Origin of the sequence: Kutzneria sp. CA-103260 (assembly GCF_018263855.1) — a bacterium.
Lineage (GTDB): Bacteria > Actinomycetota > Actinomycetes > Mycobacteriales > Pseudonocardiaceae > Kutzneria.
The window spans coordinates 3,519,890-3,540,475 of sequence record NZ_CP073318.1; the positions used below are offsets into that span (position 1 = coordinate 3,519,890).

Here is a 20,586-nt window from a genome sequence, read left to right on the forward strand (position 1 = left end):
ATGCCAGGGCTGATGACGCACCGCGCCGAGGTCGACCGATGGCTGGCAGCCGAGCCACGGCTGGCGCACTCCTCGCAAACGGACCGGGTGGCGCTGCGAACATACACCGCCCAGGGCGAGGCACTGCTGGCCATGCTGCCCGACAGGCCGGAGCGCACGGCCGAGCAGCAGGACATCGCCAAGCTGATCCACCAGTCCTGCCGGCGGTTCCGGGACCGCTACCTGAGCGCACACGTGACCGAGGTGTTCCACGAGGTACGCGACACACTACGGTCCGGGCCCCGGCTGGCGAACCTCTCGTTCGCCGCAGCCGAGGCGTTCCCAGGCCTGACGCCGACCCGCGACCAGCTAGCCGAGGAGCAGGCGCGGATCCAGGCGGACAAGGAAGGTCGCGAGATCGACCAGGCGATCCTGTTCCGCCGACTGCTCCGCACCGCCGCCACCGGACCGCATCTGGTCGAGTCGATGCTCCGGCCCACCGAGCGGGCGCTCGGTCTCGCCGACGAGTTCCGCCGCACCGGCGACATCCGGCTCGACGCCGTCCACCTCCGGCGCCAGGGGCCGGTGGCCCAGCTGACGATCCACAACGAACACTGCCTTAACGCGGAGGACAACCGACACGTCGCCGACATGGAGACCGCCGTCGACCTTGCCCTGCTCGATGACAAGACCCTGGTCGGCGTGGTGCGCGGTGGGGTCATGCAGCATCCCCGCTACGCCGGGCGACGCGTCTTCAGCGCCGGCATCAATCTCAAGCACCTGCACGCCGGCCAGATCTCGTTCACCGACTTCTTGCTCGGCCGCGAGCTCGGTTACCTGAACAAGATCCGGTGCGGGCTGCGCACCGACGAGGACCGCTACTGGCCACAGACCACCGTGCAGAAGCCGTGGGTGGCAGCGGTCGACACGTTCGCCATCGGCGGCGGCGCCCAGCTGCTGCTGTTGTTCGACCGGGTGATCGCGGAGAGCGGCGCATACTTCAGCCTGCCGGCGGCCCAAGAGGGAATCGTGCCCGGCGCTGCCAACCTGCGGCTGGGCCGGCTGACCGGCAGCCGGATCGCCCGCCAGATCGTGTTGTCCGGGCGGAAGATCTGGGCCACCGAACCGGTTGCGGGTCTGCTGTTCGACGTGGTCGTGGACGCCACCGCCATGGACGGGCGGATCGCGGCCGAGACTGCCGCCATGGCCAGCCCCGCGGTGGCCGCGAACCGCAGGATGCTGAACCTGGCCGACGAGTCGGTGGACGAGTTTCGTTCGTACCTGTCGGAGTTCGCGCTACAGCAAGCGCTGCGCGCGTACGCGCCCGATGTTTTGTCCAAAGTGGACAGATTCTCGGCAGGTGCCCAATGACCGGCCGCCGGCCGCCGCTGGCCACGATGCTGGACATCCTGCACGACGAGGACGTGCACACGGTCTTCGGCAACCCTGGCACCTCCGAGCTGCCGTTCCTGCACGGTCTGGTCGGCGACCCGCGCTTCGAGTTCGTGCTGGCCCTGCACGAGGCGTCGGCGGTGGCGATGGCCGACGGCTACGCCCGAGCCACCGGTCGGCCGGCATTCGTGAGCCTGCACATCGCGGCCGGGTTGGCGAACGGACTGATCGGATTGCTGAACGCGAGCCGGTCGCGCACACCGCTGGTGGTCACGGCCGGCCAGCAGGACAGCCGGCATCTCGTGCAGGACCCGCTGCTGTCCGGCGATCTGATCGGTCTGGCCGGCGCCGCGGTGAAACAGACCTTCGACGTGCGCCGCGCCGCCGACCTGCCGATTCTGCTGCGGCGCGCGTTCGCGGCGGCCCGGCGGCCGCCGGCAGGTCCGGTGTTCCTGTCCGTACCGATGGATCTGCTGGCCGACGAGATCCCGATCGACTCGGTCGGCCCGTCCTCGGTGTCTCCGCCGGGGGCGCCGGAGGACCTGGCGTCCGCCGTGCGACTGCTCGCCGAAGCCCGCAACCCGGTGATCGTGGCCGGCGACGGGGTGGGCCGGGCTGGTGCCGTCGCCGACCTGGTCGCGGTCGCCGAGGCGCTGGGCGCGGTCGTCTACCACCAGCCGATGCACGACGGCATCGACTTCCCGCAGCGCCATCCGCTGCACGCCGGGATGCTGCCGCCGATCAACGCGGCCATCCGCGCCGCGCTCGACGCCCACGACGCGGTGCTCATCGCCGGCTGCCACGCGTTCAGCCCACACCACTACAGCCCGGGTCCGGCCCTACCGGCCGGCATCGCCGTGGTTCAGCTGGATTCCGACGCCGAGGAGATCGGCCGAAACTTCCCGGCCGACGCCGGCCTGGTCGGCGGCATCCGGCCCACGCTGCGTGCGCTGGCCGACCGGTTGGCCGGCCGGGTGAGCGAGGCGCCGGTCAGGACCCGGGCGGCGGCTCGCCGGCACAACGCCGCCCGGGCCGACATCGACGCCCGGGCTCGGCTGAAGTACGGGTCGGTCCCGCTGCACCCGCTGGCCGCAGTGCACGCCGTGACGGCGGCCCTGCCGGACGAAGCCGTGGTGGTGGAGGAGGCCATCACGGCCGGAGTGCTGCTGCGCCAGGTGCTCCGGCAGGACCAGCCGCGGTCCCTCGTGCACACCGTGGGCGGCGGCCTCGGTTCGGGCATCGGCGCGGCGATCGGCACCCGCCTCGGTGATCCGAGCCGGCCGGTGGTGGCCGTGCTCGGCGATGGGTGCACCCTGTTCGGTCTGCAAGGGCTGTGGAGCGCGGCCCGGTACCAGGTGCCGGTGACGTTCGTGGTGATGAACAACGGCGAGTACCGCACCCTCAAGGAAACCCTCGACACCTGGCACGGCCGGACCGGTCTGCGTCCGGTCCTCGACCTGAGCCCACCTCAGCTGGACTTCACCGCCGCCGCCGCGTTCTTCGGCATCGAGTCGGTCCGGGTCACCGACACCGGCCAGCTGACCGAGACGATCGCCAAGGCGGTGCGGTCCGAACGGCCGCTGCTGGTGGACGTCCCGATCACCGGCCACAACGACGAGGAGCCGCTGTGAACAAGCTCGACGTGCCACCCGGCCGGATTTTCCGCGACGGCTGGACCGTTTCGCATGGCGGCGTCGTCGACGTTCCGGAACCGGCCACCGGCGCGGTGCTGACCACCGTGGGCGTCGCCGACCCAGCCGACATCCGCGCCGCCGCCGCGACCGCGCGCGCGGCCCAGCGGGAGTGGGCCGCGGCGCCGGCCACCGAACGGGCCCAGGTCTGCTACCGGGCGGCTGGCCTGCTCGAGACTCACAATGCCCAGGTCAAGGAATGGTTGATCCGCGAGGGCGGCGCGACCGCTTCGAAGGCGGAGTACGAGATCGGCGCGGTGCTGGCCGAACTGCGGGTGGCGGCATCGCTGCCCACCCGCCCGCACGGTCACCTGTTGCCCGCCGAACCCGGCCAGCGCAGCCTCGCGCGGCGGGTGCCGCTCGGGGTTGTCGGTGTGATCAGCCCGTGGAACGTGCCGATGCTGCTCGGCCTGCGAGCCGTCGCGCCCGCGCTCGCGCTGGGCAATGCCGTGGTGTGGAAGCCGGACCTCCGCACCCCGGTGTCCGGCGGCTACCTGCCCGCGCGGATCTTCGAGGAAGCCGGTCTGCCCACCGGAGTGCTGCAGGTGCTCGCCGGTGGGCAGGACACGGGCGCGGCCCTGGTCGCCGACCCCGACATCGCCATGATCGCGTTTACCGGTTCCAGCCGAGTCGGCCGGCTGATCGGCGAGGTCGCCGGGCGCGGTCTCAAGCGGGTCTCGCTGGAACTCGGCGGCAACAGTCCGCTGCTGGTACTCGACGACGCGGACGTCGACGCGGCCAGTTCGGCCGGCGCGTTCGGCGCGTTCTTCCACCAGGGGCAGATCTGCATGGCGGCGAGCCGGCACATCGTGCTGGCCGACGTCGCGGACGAGTACGTCGACCGGCTGGTCAAGCGGGCGCAGACGCTGCGCGTCGGCGATCCGTGGACCGACCGGGTCGACCTGGGCCCGATGATCGACGACCGCCAGGCCGACCGGGTGGAGTCGATCATCCGCGACTCGGTGGCCCTCGGCGCGTCGGTGGCCACCGGCGGCGGCCGGCGCGGCCGGTTCCACGAGCCGACTGTGCTCACCGGGGTCACTCCCGCCATGCCCGCCTTCACCGAGGAGATCTTCGGCCCGGTGGCGCCGGTCACCGTGGCGCGGACCGAGCAGGAGGCGGTGGCGCTGGCCAACCAGACCGAGTACGGGCTGGCCGCCGCCATCCAGACCGGCTCGGTCGCCCGGGGCCTCGCACTGGCCGAGCAGCTCGACGCCGCGTTGATCCATATCAACGACCAGACCGTCAACGACACCGCCTTCGCTCCGTTCGGCGGACGCAAAGCGTCCGGCAACGGCAGCAGTCACGGCGCGGAGCAGAACTCGGAGGCGTTCACCCAGTGGCAGTGGCTGACGATGCGGGACACCTCGAAGCCCTTCCCGGTCTGACCGACTCCCGGCCCAGGATCCGGTATGCCAAGAAGGACCACGTCGCGCGCATCACGCTCGACCGTCCCGACGTGCTCAACGCGCTCGACCTGCGCACACACGCGGAACTCGCCGAGGTGCTGGACGATTTCGAGGCGGATCCGGACATCTGGCTCGGTGTCCTGACCGGCGCGGGCGACCGTGCCTTCTCGGTCGGCCAGGACCTCAAGGAACTGGCGGCGCGCACCCGCGACGGCGCCCCGCCATCGACGTTCGGCAGCTTCGGTCAACCGGGCTGGCCGCGGCTCACGGAGCGGTTCTCCCTGGCCAAGCCGGTGATCGCCCGGGTGAACGGCTATGCGCTCGGCGGTGGTTTCGAACTGGTCCTCGCCTGCGACATCGTGGTCGCCGCCGAGCACGCCACGTTCGCGCTGCCCGAACCCCGACTCGGCCTGATCGCGGGCGCCGGCGGGGTGTTCCGGCTGGCCAGGCAACTGCCCTGGAAGGCCGCGATGGGACATCTGCTGACCGGACGTACCCTGTCCGCGTCGCGCGCGGCCGAGCTGGGACTGGTCAACGACGTCGTTCCGGCGAACCGGCTGGATTCCTGTGTGGACGGTTGGGCGCGCGACATCCTGGCCTGCGCGCCGCTCGCGGTGCGGGCGGTCAAGGAGGCGGCGCTCACGTCCGTCGATCTGCCGCTGGAACAGGCGTTCACCACCCGCTACCGCTGGGAGGACCGGCGGATGCGCAGCCAGGACGCGGTCGAGGGGCCGCGTGCGTTCGTGGACAAAAGGCCGCCGAACTGGATCGGTGCCTGACCGTCGATGCCGGGGGACATCATGACGACCGCCGCCGCCGTGGCGCCGATTGGCGCCCATCAGCTGCTGATCTTTCTCATCCAACTGGGCCTGCTCCTGGTGCTGGCCCTGCTGCTGGGCCGCCTGGCCACCGCGCTGCGGCTGCCCGCGGTGGTCGGCGAGCTGTGCGTCGGCGTGCTGCTCGGTCCGACGCTGCTCGGGCACGTGGCACCCGGCGTGTCCGCCTGGCTGCTACCCACGAACCCGGACCAGTTCCACCTCCTGGACGCGGTCGGCCAGTTCGGCCTGGTTGGGCTGGTGGGGGTCACCGGCATCGAGGTCGACCTGCGCATGGTGTGGCGCCAGCGCACGGCCGCGTTACGGGTGGGCGGCGCGGGGCTGTTGATCCCGTTCGGCCTCGGCCTGGGCGCCGGCCTGCTGCTGCCGGCCGAGCTGCTGGCCAAGACCGGCGACCGCCTGGTGTTCGCCATGTTCCTCGGCGTCGCACTGTGTGTGAGCGCGATTCCGGTGATCGCCAAAACGCTGGCGGACATGCACCTGTTGCACCGCAACATCGGCCAGTTGACGCTCGCGGCCGGCACCGTCGACGACGTGTTCGGCTGGCTCATGCTGTCCGTGGTGGCGGCGATGGCGACCGGCGGCGTCAGGGCCGGTGCGATCGGCTTTTCCGTGCTGTGGCTGGCGGTTGTCGTGGTCGTGGCGATCACCGTCGGACGGCCACTGGTGCGGATGGTGCTGTGCCGGCTCGGCCGGTGCCGCGACGCCGGGCCGTCCGTCGTCGGGGCCGTGATCATCGTGACGCTGTGCGCGGCCGCCACCCAGGCGCTCGGCTTCGAGGCCGCGTTCGGCGCGTTTCTCGGTGGTGTGCTGATCGGTTCCAGCGGCGCCGTCGACCTGGCCAAATTGGCTCCGCTGCGGGTGGTGGTGATGGCGGTGTTCGCGCCGCTGTTCTTCGCCACGGTGGGGCTGCGCATCGACCTCAGCGTGCTGGGCCAGCCTCTGGTGCTGGTGACGGCGGCCGCGGTGCTGGCCGTCGCGGTCGTCGGCAAGTTCACCGGTGCCGGCCTCGGCGCGCTGGCCAGCCGGTTGAACGGCTGGGAGTCGCTTGCCATCGGCGCCGGAATGAACGCGCGCGGCGTGATCCAGATCGTCGTCGCGACGGTCGGTCTGCAACTGGGCGTGCTGACGACCGCGACCTACACGATCGTGATTCTGGTCGCGATCGTCACCTCGCTGATGACCGCTCCGATCCTCGGCTTCGCCATGCGTCGGGTCGAACAGACTGCCGAGGAGGAGCTACGGCACCGGGAACACGCCGTCTTCCTCGGCCAGACCGGCGACAACCGCCCCTGATACATCTCATCGCGGCATCGTGAGACCGTCGTCGGGGCGGTGGCCTACGGCCTGGTCGACGAGGTGATCGGCGTTCGAGACGGGTGTGGGGCTCGAAAGTCGTCGCTGCAGCTCAGGACGGGTACCGGTACGCATTGATGGCTCCAGCAAGAACGCCGGGTCCGCACCAGCCTTGACGTCGCGCACGAGACAGGGACACTCCTGGACGTCGAGTGGCCGCCAGCCTCGGAATCGGCGCGGCCAATGCCTGTTCACGGACATGTCGGGTCTGAGACTGGGAGCAGCGCGACAGCAGCCAGCGCTTTCCGCACCCCGCCTACGGATAGCAACCCGCACCGCCGCAGGAGCAGGAGCGAAACAGGAGTGGCGTACCTGCCGCACCGGCGTCGATCCGCTGTTACCCGACAGCAACAGACCCACGCCATGCAGCAGTTTCTCTGTTTCCGCAGGTCAGCGCATCATTCGGGCACAACTAGGGGTTAAGGCTTGCCGCGAGGTAAAGGGGTCGCCCCTCCGAATTTCACCTCGAACTCAGCGCCCCAACTCCCCCCATATTACAGAGGTGCGAACCGGACCAGCACGAGTGACGGCCAAGCCTGACTCATGACGCAGACCCGATAGTCTTTGACCTGCCCGGACGCAGTTCTCGGCATGTCCGGCTCACAGCCACGCACCGGTGTCTGTGGCCTGCACGGACGTGCTTTTCGGCACGTACAGCGCCGGCCCCTATGCCCTTTCTCGCCGGCCGACCAGCCAAACAACACCGCAGGCTTGCTCGGCACACACAGCTGTACCACGAACCGGCCAAGCTTCTCCACGAGCGAGGACCTTGGCCACAGAGCGGGCCTGCCAACCGAACGCAACAGGCGATCAGCGACCGCCAGCGACCGGCGTCCACAGTGGACCGAAGCGAAGCCGCTGACGCAGCGCGCCGCCGCGTCTGGTCATCAGCGCGGCGGCGACGCCGGTCCCCAGCACCGCCGGTTGTCCACCGGACAGAAGCCGGGTGAACCGTTGTCCGCTGGCGGACACGTGAAGTAGCTTCGAGCCGGGCATCGGGATGACAACGTTGTCAACGGCGGCGGAGGGTGGTTCCGGAATGCGGCGGCCGGGGCATTTTTCCAACAATCGCACCAGAACGCTCGTGGTCACCTCGGTGCTCACGCTGCTCGTGACGGCGACCGGTGCGGCCGGGGCCGCGCCAGTGAGCGATGCGCTGGTGGGCGATCCGGCCGCGCTGGTGGACCCGATGATCGGCACCGGCTCGGGCGGGGCGACGGTCGGCCAGGTGGACACCTCGCCGGGCGCGTCTGCTCCGTTCGGCATGCTGAGCTTCAGCCCGGACACCCCGTCGCGACCCGACGGCGGCGGCTACAACTACGACGACAACTCGACGCTGGGCCTGAGCCTCACCCACATGTCCGGCCCGGGCTGCTCAGCGTTCGGCGACTTCCCGATCCTGCCGACGGTGGGTGCGATCGGCGCGAACCCCGCTGCCACAACGGAACCCTTCGACCACGCCCACGAGCACGCCTCCCCCGGCTCGTACGACGTGCAGCTGAACCCGGGCACCTCCAACGCGATCAAGACGAGCGTGGCGGCGACGCAGCGCACGGGCCTCGCGCAGTTCACCTACCCGGGCGCCGACGCGGCCAACCTGCTGTTCAAGATGGGTGACGCGCAGTCCGGCAACATGGCGGCGGACATCGAGGTCATCGGCGACAACCAGATCACCGGCACCGAGACAGCGGGCCAGTTCTGCGGCTCCCCCGGCACCTATCCGGTGCACTTCGTGGCGACCTTCGACCGTCCCTTCTCCTCCTACGGCACCTGGCACACGGCACCGGTCGGCGACAACGTGTTCACCACCCCGACCGGCCAGCTGGACTGGGGCTACCACTACATCAACGCCGGCGGCAGCACACCGACGATCGCACCCACCACCACGGCGGACGGCCAGAGCGCGATCTCGTGGCAGCAGTCGACCGCGACGGCGAACACCTGGATTGAGACGACCCCGCCGGCGCTGACCCAGGGCGACTCGTACGAGGCGAGTGTGACGCTCCAGGGCTCCGGACAGGTCTACCTGAACTTCTACAACGGACAGCAGGACGTGGCGGGCAAGGCGGTCACCCTAACCTCCACCCCGGTCACCGTCACGGTCGACACGACGATCCCGACCGGCTCGATCCGCTCCCCCCAGTTCCAGGTGCGCACTCCCGCCGACGGCGCGGTCAACCTCGTCGCCTCGGCGGTCTCGATTCGCAAGCAGGGCGTGGTGACCACGCCGGGCAGCGCGAAGACGGCGGTCCAGGGCTCGGGCCAGCAGCGCGTGCCGGCGACGACCAACGGCAAGCAGGCGCCGGCGACGCAGGTGGCTCCGAAGGGCACCGAGGCCAAGGGCGGGCAGTCCCGCACCCAGGTGGCCGGCACGAGCGGCCTCCAGTCCGGCGCGTGGGTCACGTTCGACGCCCGCGACCGCCAGCAGGTCGGCATGAAGGTGGCCCTGTCCTACGTGAGCACGGCCGACGCCTGGACGAATCTGGCGCGGGAAAGCCACGGCTGGGAGGTCTCGGCGACTGCGCGGCAGACCCGGGAGCAGTGGAACCAGCTGCTGTCCCGGATCCGGATCGGCGGCGGCACGCACGCGCAGCAGGTCGAGTTCTACACCGCGCTCTACCACGCGCTGCTGGAACCGAGCATCTTCTCCGACGCCAACGGTGACTACCTCGGCTTCGACGACAAGGTGCACCGGACACCGCCTGGTCACGCGCAGTACGCCAACTTCTCCGGATGGGACATCTACCGCAGCGAGGTCCCGCTGCTGGCGATGCTCGCTCCGGACCAGACCAGCGACATGATGACCTCGCTGCTCAACGACCAGTCCCAGGGCGGCTGGCTGCCCAAGTGGGGCTTCGCCAACGACTACACCGACGTGATGAACGGCGACGCGGCCGACCCGATCCTGGCCGAGGCTTACACGTTCGGCGCGCGGGGTTTCGACCTGCGGGCGGCGCTGGCCGCGATGGTCAAGGGCGCCACGGTGATTCCGACGCAGAGCCAGCTCGGCCAGGGCTTCTACGCCGAGCGCCCGCAGCTGGACTCCTACCAGCAGCTCGGCTACGTGCCGAACACCGCGCAGAGTTCGCTGTCGCCGGTGCCCAACGGCGCGTCGGAGACCCTCGAGTACGCCAGCGCCGACTTCGCCATCGCGCAGGTCGCCAAGGACCTCGGCGACACCGCGACCTACTGGAAGTTCCTCGCGCGGTCGCAGAACTGGACCAACGTCTTCAACGTCGACGCCGGCTACGTCGAGCCGAGGGACGCCGACGGGCAGTTCCCGGCCGGCGACCCGACGACGACCGGCATGGGCAGCTTCGGGCAGTCCGGCTTCCAGGAGGGCAACGCGGCCCAGTACACCTGGATGATTCCGCAGAACATCGCCGGCCTGGTCAGCGCGCTCGGCGGCCCCGCGGCGGCCAACAGCAGGCTGGACACGTTCTTCCAGTACCTGCAGGCCGGTCCGGACGCCCCGTACGAGTGGGCGGGCAACGAACCCGCCTTCGCCACGCCGTGGCTGTACGACTACACGGGCGCGCCGGCCAAGACGCAGGCGATCGTGCACCACCTGCTGGACACGGTCTACGCGGCCACCCCCGGCGGCGAGCCCGGCAACGACGACCTCGGCTCGATGAGCTCCTGGTTCATCTGGTCCAGTCTGGGCATGTACCCGGTGACCCCGGGCGCACCCGCGCTGGCGCTCGGCGCGCCGATCTTCCCGCACGTCGAGATGGATCTCGCCGGCGGTCACCACGTGACGATCTCCGCACCGGGCGCGTCCACGTCGGCCTTCGTGCGCGGACTCGCCGTCAACGGCCGGAAGTCCACGGCCGCCTGGCTGTCGACGTCGGCCCTGAGCCACCAGACCACGCTGGCCTTCTCCCTCGGCGCGACACCCGACCCGTCGTGGGGCACCTCCGCCGCGGACGTCCCACCGTCCTATCCGGCCGGCCCGTTGGCGTTCCCGCCCGGCCGCAAGCCGGTGATCCTCGTGCCGACCGGCGACAACCTGCTGGGTAACACGCCGACCGGACAGCTGTCGTGGCAGGGCCCGGTGGAGAACGGGGTCGGGTCGGTGCCGGGGACGGTCGCCACGGCGACCACGCCGGAGGGGGCGAGCGCGGTGCACTGGACCCAGACGAACGCCGATGCCAACACCTGGATCTGGACCGATCCGTCGCCGCAGTTGCCGGGCGGCCAGAGCTACCAGGCGTCGATCACCTTGCAGGGCAAGGGTGACGTCTACCTAAACTTCTGGAGCGGGCAGCAGGACCTGGCCAGCATGACCGTCACGCTCACCTCGACCCCGCAGACCCTGACCCTGCAAGGCGAGGTGCCGTCCACGACGGACACTCACCTCCAGATCCGGACCGCGGACACGGGACCGGTCGACCTCTACGCCAGCGCGGCCTCGATCCGGTTGCTCGTGCCTCAGTCGTGACGGTTCACGGCTTGGCGGCGGTGAGCAGGACGACGCTGTCCTCCAGCGCCTCCAGGCCGTGGCGGTCGGATGGGATGACGAGCAACTCCTGGTAGATCGGACGTTGTCGAAGCGCCGACCACAAGTTGCCCGTTGGGGAAGCGGCCCAGGTTGCGGTTGGCCCAGGCGAACGCGAGCCAGGTCTTGCCGATCCCACCGGTACCGCCGATCGCGGAGATCACCGCCGTCGCGCCTCCGCCCTGCCCGCCGTCCCCGGACGAGGAGTCCTCGGGGGTGGTGAGAGCGCGGTCGAGCGCGGTCAACTGGGCGCCACGCCCGACGAACCCCGCCGGAGCCGAAAGCAGTTGGCGCGGCGCGGGTACCGGCGGCCGCGGCGCCGACAGGTGGTGGTGGACGCCACCGGTGATCACCCCAGCCGGCACCACCGGCCCAGTCACCACGTCAGCGTTGTTGGTCGTCGGCGGCACGTGCAGCTCACCGTCGCTGTCGACGTCCTCGGCGTCGTGCTGATCCTGTGGGTGCCGAAAATCTCGTCCACGCAGGTCAAGCAGCATGCCGATGCGCAAGGATGCGTGCGCCACATGATCGCGCCGGCCGACAACCCGCAGGCACGCATGCTGCTGCAGGAGCAGGAGCGAAACAGGAGCGGCGTACCTGCCGCAACGGCGTTGAACCACTGTTACGTGACGTCAACAGTCCAACCGCAAGCAGCAGATTCTCTATTCTCGCGGGTCAGCGCATCGTTCGGACACGACTGGGAGACAAGACTTGTCGCGAAGTAAAGGGGTCGCCGCTCCCGTTTTCGCTTCGAACTCAACTCCCCGACTCGCCCATCTTACAGGGCCTGGAGTGTATCCACGATCTTGCCCAGAACGTGTCCAAACGCCGCCGGTGGTCCAGCCGCAGTAAAAGGCCGACGCCGTGCAGAGTGATCGCGACAGGACACCGACCCCCAAGGTGGCCCGCAAGCTGCACAGTCGCGTGCCAATGTCCGATGCCCGATAACCTGCACGGACGTACTTTTCGGCACGCACAGCATCGGATCGCACCGTCCACGGTCTGGACGATCCTGCACGCCGCCGGCATCGACCCAGCACCGCGCCGCACCTTCCCAACCTGGCGCGAGTTCCTGACCGCTCAGGCCGAGGGGATCATCGCCGCGGACTTCTTCCATGTGGACACGATCACCAGCAGACGGCTGTACGCACTGGCCTTCCTCGAGCATTACACCAGCAAGCTCCACATCACCAGTGTCACCGCGCACCCGACCGGGCTGGGCCGCCGCGTCGAGTCCCTCCGCTTCCTCCTCCGCGACCGCGACAGCAAGTACACGTCCTCCTTCGACGCTGTCGTTGAAGCCGACGAGATGGAGGTGCTGCTCAGTGCGCCGCAGGCGCCGCGCATGAATGCCCACTGCGAGCGGGTGATCGGCACCATCCGGCGGGAGGTCCTCGACCACGTTCTGGTCATGAACGAGGCCCACGCCCGACGGGTCCTCGCCGAGTACCAGAATCACTACAACAGGGCGCGGCCGACGACCGTTCGCGACCGTTGCCGTCTGCTCCCACCCCTACGTGCCCGATGGCCGCCCTATCAACCCGTCGCCACCGGCCCACACCCGACTGAGCCTCTTGCAGCGTCACCGGGCCAGCCGAAGACCCAGTTCACCCAGGCCTGTGTGATCGACTTCACCGGCGACGCCAGAAACGCGCAGGTTCGAGCCCCGCCGGGGGCACCCATCAGAACTGCGCGCCGCTGACCAGCAGTTTCGCGGCAAATAGCAATCATCAATGGTTCGCGGCTGTAGCCACGTGATCCGCGCCCATCCGACGTTGGTCTAGGCCGGACGGGCTACACCTGCCATCAGACAGTCACCCCACGCTGCCACCTCTAGCCACACCATCGCGACACCCACCGAACAGCGAGTGTCCCCATCGACCGCTGACCTCCGGAACGGCGAACGCCTGCTTCACGGCAGAAAAGGATGTTGCGCGGCACCCTTGCCGGGGTCAGAAGCCCGCGGGCGGGCTATGGGCGCCCGCCCTGCGGGGATATCGCTATCCAGAATCGGTCCTCGTCGTTGGCTCGACCATCCGGGACGCCGCCGTTGGCCAGGATGACCCGGCGCGAGGGCTCGTTGTCGACGCCACAGGTCACCAGGACCCGGCGCAGACCGAGCCGTCGGCATTCCGCCAGTCCGGCCGTCAAGATCCGCGTGCCGTGCCCTTGCCCCCGCCACGGGGTCGCGATGCTGTAGCCGATGTGGCCACCCGAGACGGCCAACTCCGGCGTGAGGTCCTGCCGAACCACGAACTCGCCCAGATAATGCCGGCCGCAGACGTACCACAGGATGGTGGTGGGCACTCCCCACCACAGCAGAACTCCTTGCCGCTCGGCAACGACCTGGGCGAAGTCGGCGGCGGCGCGATCGAGCAACTCGGTCGACCCGCCGTCGTGCTCGCGGTCGGCCCGCTCGCCGGCAAGCCACGAATCACGAACTGTCACCGTCGGCGCCACGAGTTGGGGCGAGCCTGACAACCGCATCACCGCATCGTCCAGCCGCCCCGACCGAGCAGCAACGTGTTTTCCGAACATCCGGTCTTCGGCATAGCGAACGTTCGACGTGCTGCGAACCGACGCCATCGCCGGTTGTGTTGTCCGTGGACAGAACGTCTCAGGCTCCCGTTACCGCCCGTCCACCCTTGTCGTCAGGTGGTGGCGGTGACCAGGCGTCGGAAGGCGTCCAGGTCACCGGCGAACTCAAAGTTGTTCTCCGCATCGAGTCCAGCGACCGGCCGTCCCATGACGAACACCGCGCGAAACGTCGCGATGTCGGCACGGATCGTCACGTCCGCGGCGGCCGGCTCGCCGCGGGTGATCGTGAGTCCGCCGTCGTCGGCGTGAACGGCGAACACGTCATCACCGAGTTCGACCCGGTAGGCAGCCGGGGCTCCACGCCAGCGAGCCGGCGCGAAGTGGGTTTTGAGGGCCAGTAGCAGCGAGTCGGTGCCAATCGGCGCGTCGGCGGGCTTGAGCGGAGAGCGTCGGCCCCAGTCGCCGAGGGTCAGCAGGACGGGTTCGAGCTCACGGCCGCGTTCGGTCAGCTCGTACACCCAGGCCCGCGCCGGCGGGCCTAGCTTGCGGCGTTGGACGAGCCCGCTCCGTTCCAGGTCCCGCAGGCGCTGGGAAAGCACGTTGGGCCGGGCGTTGGGCACGCCGGCCTGAACGTCGCTGTACCGCTTGGGGCCCAGCAGAAGCTCGCGGATCACGAGTAGGGCCCAGCGTTCGCCGATCAGGTCGAGCGCGTGCGCGATGGCGCATCCGTCGCCGTAGGTGCGGGCGGGCGGCACGTCGGTCGGAACGGTCACTGGCCGATCTTAACCCGAAGCAAGTGGTTACTTGTTCTTTAGGAGCTTTCACTTCTACAGTGCATGCACTTGCTCGCTCGAACGAACGGAGTGGTGATGCTTCTCGTGACCGGTGGCACCGGCCTCAGCGGGACCGCGGTGGTGCGGGAGTTCGCACGCCGCGGGATCCGCGTGCGCGTGCTCGTGCGCAGCGCGGCGAAGGCTCGGGCGTTCGCTGCCATGCCCGCAGTGGAAACCGTCGTCGGCGACATGCTCCGTCCCGACACGCTGGGGCCGGCCCTGCGGGACGTGCACCGAGTGCTGATGATCTCCTCGCCCCGCGAGCGGATGGTGCAGACGCAGTGCACGTTCGTCGACGCGGCGAAAGCCGCCGGGGTGGCGCACGTCGTGAAGTTCTCCGGCAAGGAGTCCGGGATCGGATTCGACGCGAACGCCTTCCGAGGCACGCGCCAGCACGAGGAGATCGAGCGCCACCTCGAACGCAGCGGGCTCGCGTGGACCCATCTGCGCCCCAGCCAGTTCATGCAGTTCTACCTGCCGGGGACGCTGACCGGCGTCGATCCGCGCGAGCGGGCGCTCGTGCTGCCGATCGGCCACAGCCGGCTGGCGCCGGTCGACATCGAGGACATCGCGAAGGTGTCCGTCGCACTCATGACCGGCGAGGGGCATGAGGGCAAGGCGTACGAGATAACCGGTCCCGACGCCGTCACGATGACCGAGGCCGTCGAGCACATCTCGGCGGCGACGGGCGTCCCGTTCCGCTACGTCGATGTCTCCCCGGCGGAGAAGCGGCAGCGACTCGAGGCGTCCGGGCTGCCGCCGGAGACGGTCGATCTGCTGGACGAACTGTTCGCCGAACGCAGCCGACGTCGCGACTCGGACGTCCGGCTCGCCACTCACCGCCGTTTCGGTGTGGAACCGACTACCTTCGCGCGGTTCGCCCGCCGGCACGCGGAAGCTTTTCTCGCTCCGGTCCTGGCCACCTGTCCGTCTAAACGGGGCAAGTTCAGGTAGCCCCGTGAGTCGGTGATGGTCACCTCGCGGTCGGCGGGCTGGTCCACCAACGCCCGCCCCGGCGCGGGCCGCGGGCCGTCCACGCAGTGCCCGTTGGTCAGCAGCAGCGCCGAGTCACCGTCTCGGGCAGTGGGCGGACGCACAACCGAGGCCATGCAGCTGCCCACGACAGCCGATCCCGCCATGTTGGGGACCGGATCGTCGGGCGGCACGTTGGTGCCGCTGATGATGCTGTTGATCCAGTCGACATGTTTGGTGACGTCGGTGTACAAGACCGGCTTGTTGTCGCCGCTGGGGCCGCTCACCGTGCCAGCAAGCACCCACTCGTCGCCGTCGCGGACCAACGCCGGCCCACCGGAGTCCATGTTCGAGGCGGCGACGCTGCCGTCTGCGGCGCCGACGCACCGTTCCTGTCCGGGGATCCCTTGCGGACACGTCGAGATCGGCTGCACCACGGTGTCGGCTTCCCGCAGTTTCGTGGGGTTGCACGCAGGGTTCTGGCGATCGGCACAGGTCATACCCCATCCCAGGATGCGGGCGGGGGTGTTGTCCGCTGGCGTCGTCGAGGCGATCCGGATCGGCTTGGCTCGCACCGGGTTCGCCAGGTGCAGCAGCGCGAGGTCCTTGCCGAAGACGCCCTCGGCGAAGCTGGAGAGCCGGTAGAAATGGTCGACGTCGGCGACCTCGCCGCCAGAGGTCGTGTCCAGCGACCCGATCCGGACCTTCCAGCCTTGTGGGACGCCCACTTTCGCCAGGGTGGGAGTGCGGGCGCAGTGGCTGGCGGTCAACACCCACTACGGCGCGAGGACCTCGATCCCGCAGCCATGGTGATCCGGACGCGGCGGCGCGGGATACCGCAGCTGGAGCGAGCCCATGAACGAATAGGCATGAGTCGATTCGGTACCGCCCACGACGGCGAGCGCCGGGGCACCGCCCACAAGGGCCGCGGTCAGCGCGACCATGGTGCCAAGCAACAGAGAACGACTTCGCATGTGTCTCACCGTGCTTGGTCGGTGTCCACGCAGCGCGATAATCGTGTGACAGTCTCGTGACGACGATTGGGCACGCGCTGAACCGGGAGCCGCCCCGCAACCCGCAGAGCCCCCACCGATTGCTGGCCGCTGCGGCATCCCTGCGAACCCAGCCCCAGCACCTTCAAGCCGACCGGATCAAACGCCTCACCGTACGCCGCAAGGCGGTGCCCAGGCCGTCTACGAGGTGTTCGAGTCCATCCAGCGCGGCACGGGAGCGGGCGACTATCACGCCGGGACGACAAACCACCCCCACCGGCCACCTCCACGCCGCAAGGCCAGAAGTACAGCCTGCTGCACCTCGAGGTCTCCCACGCGCTGGATCGTCCGCCCCGCCCCGAATTCCTAGGGTTTGGGGCATGACAAAGACCCGTCCGATCCTCTGGTTCCTCCTCGCCGTCAGCGCCGTTGCCAACGTCGTGACGTCCACCTCCACCCTCAACCCGCTCATCGGCATCGGCTTCGGCCTGCTCACCCTGACCTTCGGCGGCGCGCTGGTCACGCACCACTACCGGCACCACCGTGGCAGATGAGGTCACACCGACCGACCACGTCCACCAAATGGGAGCGTCACTCGGCAGTCGAGGGACACCGACACATTCCGGTGATCCGCCGATCCAAGGACAAGAAGACTGGAAGGAAATAGACGTGAAACTGCGAAATTCTGGAAGCACCTCCTCGCCGTACCTACGCCGACGGGTACGCCGTCTGACTGTCGTCACTGTGGCAGTCGCTGTGGTGGCGGGAGTCACGGTGATCGGATCGTTGCCGCACACGGCCACGGCGACGACCGCGGCCGCGCTGGAGCAGGGCGTGGCGTGGGGCCACTGCCCTGCGCCACTCGACGGCGTCACCCGGGATCCAAAGCAGGAATGCGGAACCCTGCGGGTGCCGTTGGACTACCAGCATCCACAGGGGCGCACCATCGACGTCGCCGTTTCCCGGATCCGCGCCACGAACGCGGCCAAGCGCGCTGGAGTGCTGATGCTCAACGGCGGCGGCCCCGGCCCGAGCCTGGACGTGCCCTCGATTCTGGAGAATTCCCTGCCGGCAAGCGTCCGCGAGCGTTACGACTTGGTCGGCTTCGATCCGCGCGGTGTCGCCCACAGCACGCCCATGACCTGCGGCCAGGACTCCGACGCGCTGATCCGCAACCTGCAGTTGGAAATACTGTCGTTCCCCGCCGCGGACGGTTCGATCACCCGCAACATCGACTACGCGCGGCAGTCAGCCCAGCGGTGCGCGGCGGCGTCGGGCGATCTGTTGCCGTATCTCACCACGAAGAACATCGCTCGGGACATGGACCGACTCCGCGAAGCGCTGGGAGAGCGGACCGTGTCCTATTACGGCGTCTCCTGGGGCACCTACCTCGGCTCCGTCTACCGGGCGCTGTTCCCCAAGACAGTCGACCACATGGTGATCGACAGTTCGGTCGACCCGAACCTGCGTGGCTACGACGACTTCCGCACGTTCAGCTCCGCCGCGGAGGATCGCTGGCCCGACTTGGCCCGATTCGCCGCGACCCACCCACAGATGGTCGAACTGGGCAGCTCCGACACGCAGGTCCGCACCAATTATCTGGCCGCCACAACCGCACTGGACAAGCACCCGGTCACACTGCCGGACACCAAGGCGACGCTGGACGGCAACCTGGTGCGCATGTTCACCTTCGAGCTCTCCTACAGCGACGCCAGCATGACGATCACCGACGCCACGCCGGTGCCGCCGCTGGCCGAACTGTGGCGAGCCGCCGTCCATTTCGCGCACGGCACCGCCACCCATGACGACGAAACCTTCATCGCCGCGCTGTCCAACGATTTCATCGCCAAGGGAACCGTGTCCGGCGTACCGGTAGACAACCTGTACAGCGTCGGATACGCGATCAGCTGCGCCGACCAGGCATGGCCGCACGACCCCGCGCTGTACGCACGCAACACCGCGCTCGACCGCACCAGTTTCCCCTTGACCGCGGGTGCTCCCGCCAACATCACCGCCTGCGCGTTCTGGCCCTTCGCACCGGTCGAACCGGAAGCCACCGTCACCGAAACCGGCACTCGCAACGTGCTCATCCTGCAGAACGACCGCGACCCGGCGACCCCGCTGCGGACCGCTCAGGGGATGCGCCACGCACTCGGTCACGACGCCAGTCTGGTCACCGTCGACGCCGGCGGACACGGCGTCCTGATTCACCCCAACCCCAACACGTGCGCCATCTCAATCATGGACACGTTCCTGACAAGCGGAGTGTTGCCCGACGGCGACCCGCACTGCGCTGCGCAGTAACGCTTTTTGCGTGCCGGTCCTCACTCGGTGAAAGCAGTGAAGGACAGCGCGACGCCATGGTGATCTCCGGGGTGGTGTACACATGCTCGGCATACAGCTCACCGATGTACAGGGAGTGCCCGCCGAGGTAGACGGCAAACATGGGCTCGTCGTGGTCGGGCGGTTCCGGCACCACAGTGTCGATGCCGGCCGGCACATACACCACCCGCGCGAACTCCTGCTCCTCGGCGACAGAACGGGCGTCGCAGGCCCACGCGTGGTGCAGGAAGAACAGCAGCGAACCGTCCGCCGGCAGAGCCAGGCCGTCGCCCCTGGGAAGCGCCGCGCAGTCAAAGGAGGCGATCAACGGCAGCGGCCCGGAGGAGCAGGACGGCCACCCCATGCCCACCGGCAGCCGGGGCAACCCGCCGCACCGCCCGACCGGAACGCCATCGGACTGCCCGCCCGTCCAGATCGCGAATCGCAGCAGCTCGGCGAACCTGCCGACCTCGTCGCCGGGGATGCCCAGCTCGATCGCCCACGACGGAAGTGCCCGTGATAGTCCACGCTCGGGCGTGATGCCAGGATCGGGCCAGGGGCCGCCCGAGGATGGCACGGCTTCTCCGACCATGAGGACGAGAAGGAGATCGCGTAGCAGTCGTGGCTGGGCACCGCCTTCGTGTGCGGCACAATGTCGGGGCGAGGGAGGAGGTGGAGACATGGTGAGGCGCCAGTTGGCACAGCTGCCGGACTCCCCGACTCTTGCCGACGTCGCCCGGGAAGCGGGCGTGTCCCGACAGACCGTCTCGAACGTGCTGCATGCGCCGCACAAGGTCAAGCCGGCCACGCAGCGACGTGTCGAGCAGGCCATCGTCATGCTCGGCTACCACCCGAACCGGTCGGCGCAGGCGTTGCAGAGCAGTTCCTCGCGGATGATCGGATACCGGATCGAACCGCAGAGTTCGGGCACGCTCGCCGGTATCCACGACCGCTTCCTGCACTCGCTGGCCGAGGCCGGCCGCACCGCCGATCACCACTTGCTGCTGTACACGGCCGCCGACCGCGCGGCGGAAACCGACAGCGCGATTCGCCTGTTCCGCAGCGGGGCCGCCGACGCCTTCGTGCTCTACGACATCACTGTCGACGACCCGCGCCCGTCAGCACTGCACGAGAAGGGAATTCCCTTCGTCGCCTTCGGCCACGACGATTGCGACGCTGGCGCCTACCGCTGGGTCGACGTGGACAACGTGGCCGGCACATCCGCCGCCGTGGACCACCTGGTCAGCCGGGGGCACCGACGGATCGGCTTCGTGGGCTGGCCGGACGGCAGCGCCGTCGGCGACCGCCGGGCCCGCGGTTGGCGCAGCAGCGTCGAACGACACGGGCTGGCCGACTTCTGTCATGGGTTGGACCTGCGCGGCCCGGACTCCGTCCAAGCAGCCATCGAGATGACCGCCGCCCTGCTGGGCCGGCCGGAACCGCCCACCGCGATCGTCGCCGGGACGGACACGCTGGCCGCCGGGGTGGCCCGCGCCGCGCTGCGCCGCGGCCTGGAAGTCGGCCGCGACCTCGCCATCGTCGGATTCGACGACACGCCCACCGCCGCGGTCCTCGAACTGAGCAGCATCCGCCAACCCATCGAAGACGTCGGACGGCACGTCATCGCCGCCCTCCTCGCTCCCGGCTCCGCTCCCCCGCGGAACACGCTGCTGCCACCCCAGCTGGTCATCCGGTCATCCAGCGCGGGTCCGCCGTCCCGGTAGGCGCGCCGCCGCTCATGGGGTTGACACGCATCCGGTGGTTCCGG

Annotated in this window: 18 protein-coding genes; 12 read left to right on the forward strand and 6 right to left on the reverse strand. The window is 69.3% G+C overall.

What is annotated here, in order from left to right:
- From dpgC to JJ691_RS15220, 5 genes are read left to right on the forward strand one after another with little or no spacing between them, the layout of a single operon-like run.
- On the forward strand, positions 1-1,350 hold the full coding sequence (dpgC, locus tag JJ691_RS15200) for a (3,5-dihydroxyphenyl)acetyl-CoA 1,2-dioxygenase DpgC (RefSeq protein WP_249227937.1): 1,350 nt from the start codon (positions 1-3) through the stop codon (positions 1,348-1,350).
- Positions 1,347-3,002 carry a thiamine pyrophosphate-binding protein gene (locus JJ691_RS15205; RefSeq protein WP_211769418.1) on the forward strand — a complete coding sequence of 552 codons (1,656 nt, stop codon included), beginning with the start codon at positions 1,347-1,349 and terminating at the stop codon, positions 3,000-3,002. The genes dpgC and JJ691_RS15205 overlap by 4 nt, the downstream gene beginning before the upstream one ends.
- Positions 2,999-4,450, forward strand: coding sequence for an aldehyde dehydrogenase family protein (locus JJ691_RS15210; RefSeq protein ID WP_211769419.1), 1,452 nt, complete (start codon positions 2,999-3,001; stop codon positions 4,448-4,450). Before JJ691_RS15205 ends, JJ691_RS15210 begins: the two co-directional genes overlap by 4 nt.
- Positions 4,408-5,250, forward strand: a complete 843-nt coding sequence (dpgD, locus tag JJ691_RS15215; protein WP_249227938.1) for an enoyl-CoA-hydratase DpgD — start codon at positions 4,408-4,410, stop codon at positions 5,248-5,250. Before JJ691_RS15210 ends, dpgD begins: the two co-directional genes overlap by 43 nt.
- A gap of 21 nt (positions 5,251-5,271) precedes the next feature.
- Positions 5,272-6,603, forward strand: coding sequence for a cation:proton antiporter (locus tag JJ691_RS15220; protein ID WP_211769420.1), 1,332 nt, complete (start codon positions 5,272-5,274; stop codon positions 6,601-6,603).
- Between the two features lie 870 nt (positions 6,604-7,473).
- Here JJ691_RS15220 and JJ691_RS15225 read toward each other — a convergent pair.
- Entirely contained in the window at positions 7,474-7,767 is a 294-nt protein-coding gene (locus tag JJ691_RS15225) for a hypothetical protein (RefSeq protein WP_211769421.1), read from the reverse strand.
- On the opposite strand from JJ691_RS15225, the gene JJ691_RS15230 reads away from it, so the two are divergent.
- The 3 genes from JJ691_RS15230 (at position 7,760) to JJ691_RS15240 (ending at position 12,863) form a co-directional block, all read left to right on the forward strand.
- On the forward strand, positions 7,760-11,104 hold the full coding sequence (locus tag JJ691_RS15230) for a GH92 family glycosyl hydrolase (RefSeq protein WP_211769422.1): 3,345 nt from the start codon (positions 7,760-7,762) through the stop codon (positions 11,102-11,104). The two genes, JJ691_RS15225 and JJ691_RS15230, sit on opposite strands and share 8 nt — an antisense overlap.
- Before the next feature lie 389 nt (positions 11,105-11,493).
- Positions 11,494-11,886, forward strand: coding sequence for a hypothetical protein (locus tag JJ691_RS15235; RefSeq protein ID WP_211769423.1), 393 nt, complete (start codon positions 11,494-11,496; stop codon positions 11,884-11,886).
- A 212-nt stretch (positions 11,887-12,098) separates the two neighbouring features.
- Positions 12,099-12,863: an integrase core domain-containing protein gene (locus JJ691_RS15240; protein ID WP_211769424.1), complete on the forward strand. Its 765-nt coding sequence runs from the start codon at positions 12,099-12,101 to the stop codon at positions 12,861-12,863.
- A gap of 269 nt (positions 12,864-13,132) precedes the next feature.
- Here the strand turns inward: JJ691_RS15240 and JJ691_RS15245 are convergent, their stop codons facing one another.
- Together JJ691_RS15245 and JJ691_RS15250 are read right to left on the reverse strand one after the other, a co-directional pair.
- A complete protein-coding gene (locus JJ691_RS15245; protein WP_211769425.1) occupies positions 13,133-13,747 on the reverse strand; it encodes a GNAT family N-acetyltransferase in 615 nt (204 codons plus the stop codon).
- Between the two features lie 65 nt (positions 13,748-13,812).
- Entirely contained in the window at positions 13,813-14,472 is a 660-nt protein-coding gene (locus tag JJ691_RS15250) for a winged helix-turn-helix transcriptional regulator (protein WP_249227939.1), read from the reverse strand.
- 96 nt (positions 14,473-14,568) lie between these two features.
- Here JJ691_RS15250 and JJ691_RS15255 point away from each other — a divergent pair, with 96 nt between their 5' ends.
- Entirely contained in the window at positions 14,569-15,486 is a 918-nt protein-coding gene (locus JJ691_RS15255) for an SDR family oxidoreductase (RefSeq protein ID WP_211769426.1), read from the forward strand.
- Here JJ691_RS15255 and JJ691_RS15260 read toward each other — a convergent pair.
- Together JJ691_RS15260 and JJ691_RS52290 are read right to left on the reverse strand one after the other, a co-directional pair.
- The gene (locus JJ691_RS15260) at positions 15,369-16,277 is read right to left on the reverse strand and encodes a S1 family peptidase (protein ID WP_256449393.1); all 909 of its coding nucleotides are present in this window, start codon (positions 16,275-16,277) and stop codon (positions 15,369-15,371) included. The genes JJ691_RS15255 and JJ691_RS15260 overlap by 118 nt on opposite strands.
- Positions 16,278-16,280: 3 nt before the next feature.
- Complete coding sequence (locus JJ691_RS52290) at positions 16,281-16,448, reverse strand: hypothetical protein (protein WP_249227941.1); 168 nt, start codon at positions 16,446-16,448, stop codon at positions 16,281-16,283.
- Between the two features lie 428 nt (positions 16,449-16,876).
- On the opposite strand from JJ691_RS52290, the gene JJ691_RS15265 reads away from it, so the two are divergent.
- Complete coding sequence (locus JJ691_RS15265) at positions 16,877-17,050, forward strand: hypothetical protein (RefSeq protein ID WP_211769427.1); 174 nt, start codon at positions 16,877-16,879, stop codon at positions 17,048-17,050.
- A 220-nt stretch (positions 17,051-17,270) separates the two neighbouring features.
- Positions 17,271-18,800 carry an alpha/beta hydrolase gene (locus tag JJ691_RS15270; RefSeq protein WP_249227942.1) on the forward strand — a complete coding sequence of 510 codons (1,530 nt, stop codon included), beginning with the start codon at positions 17,271-17,273 and terminating at the stop codon, positions 18,798-18,800.
- Here JJ691_RS15270 and JJ691_RS15275 read toward each other — a convergent pair.
- The gene (locus JJ691_RS15275) at positions 18,736-19,410 is read right to left on the reverse strand and encodes a DUF1963 domain-containing protein (protein WP_211769428.1); all 675 of its coding nucleotides are present in this window, start codon (positions 19,408-19,410) and stop codon (positions 18,736-18,738) included. The two genes, JJ691_RS15270 and JJ691_RS15275, sit on opposite strands and share 65 nt — an antisense overlap.
- A gap of 88 nt (positions 19,411-19,498) precedes the next feature.
- Here JJ691_RS15275 and JJ691_RS15280 point away from each other — a divergent pair, with 88 nt between their 5' ends.
- The gene (locus JJ691_RS15280) at positions 19,499-20,542 is read left to right on the forward strand and encodes a LacI family DNA-binding transcriptional regulator (protein WP_211769429.1); all 1,044 of its coding nucleotides are present in this window, start codon (positions 19,499-19,501) and stop codon (positions 20,540-20,542) included.
- Positions 20,543-20,586 lie beyond the last annotated feature (44 nt).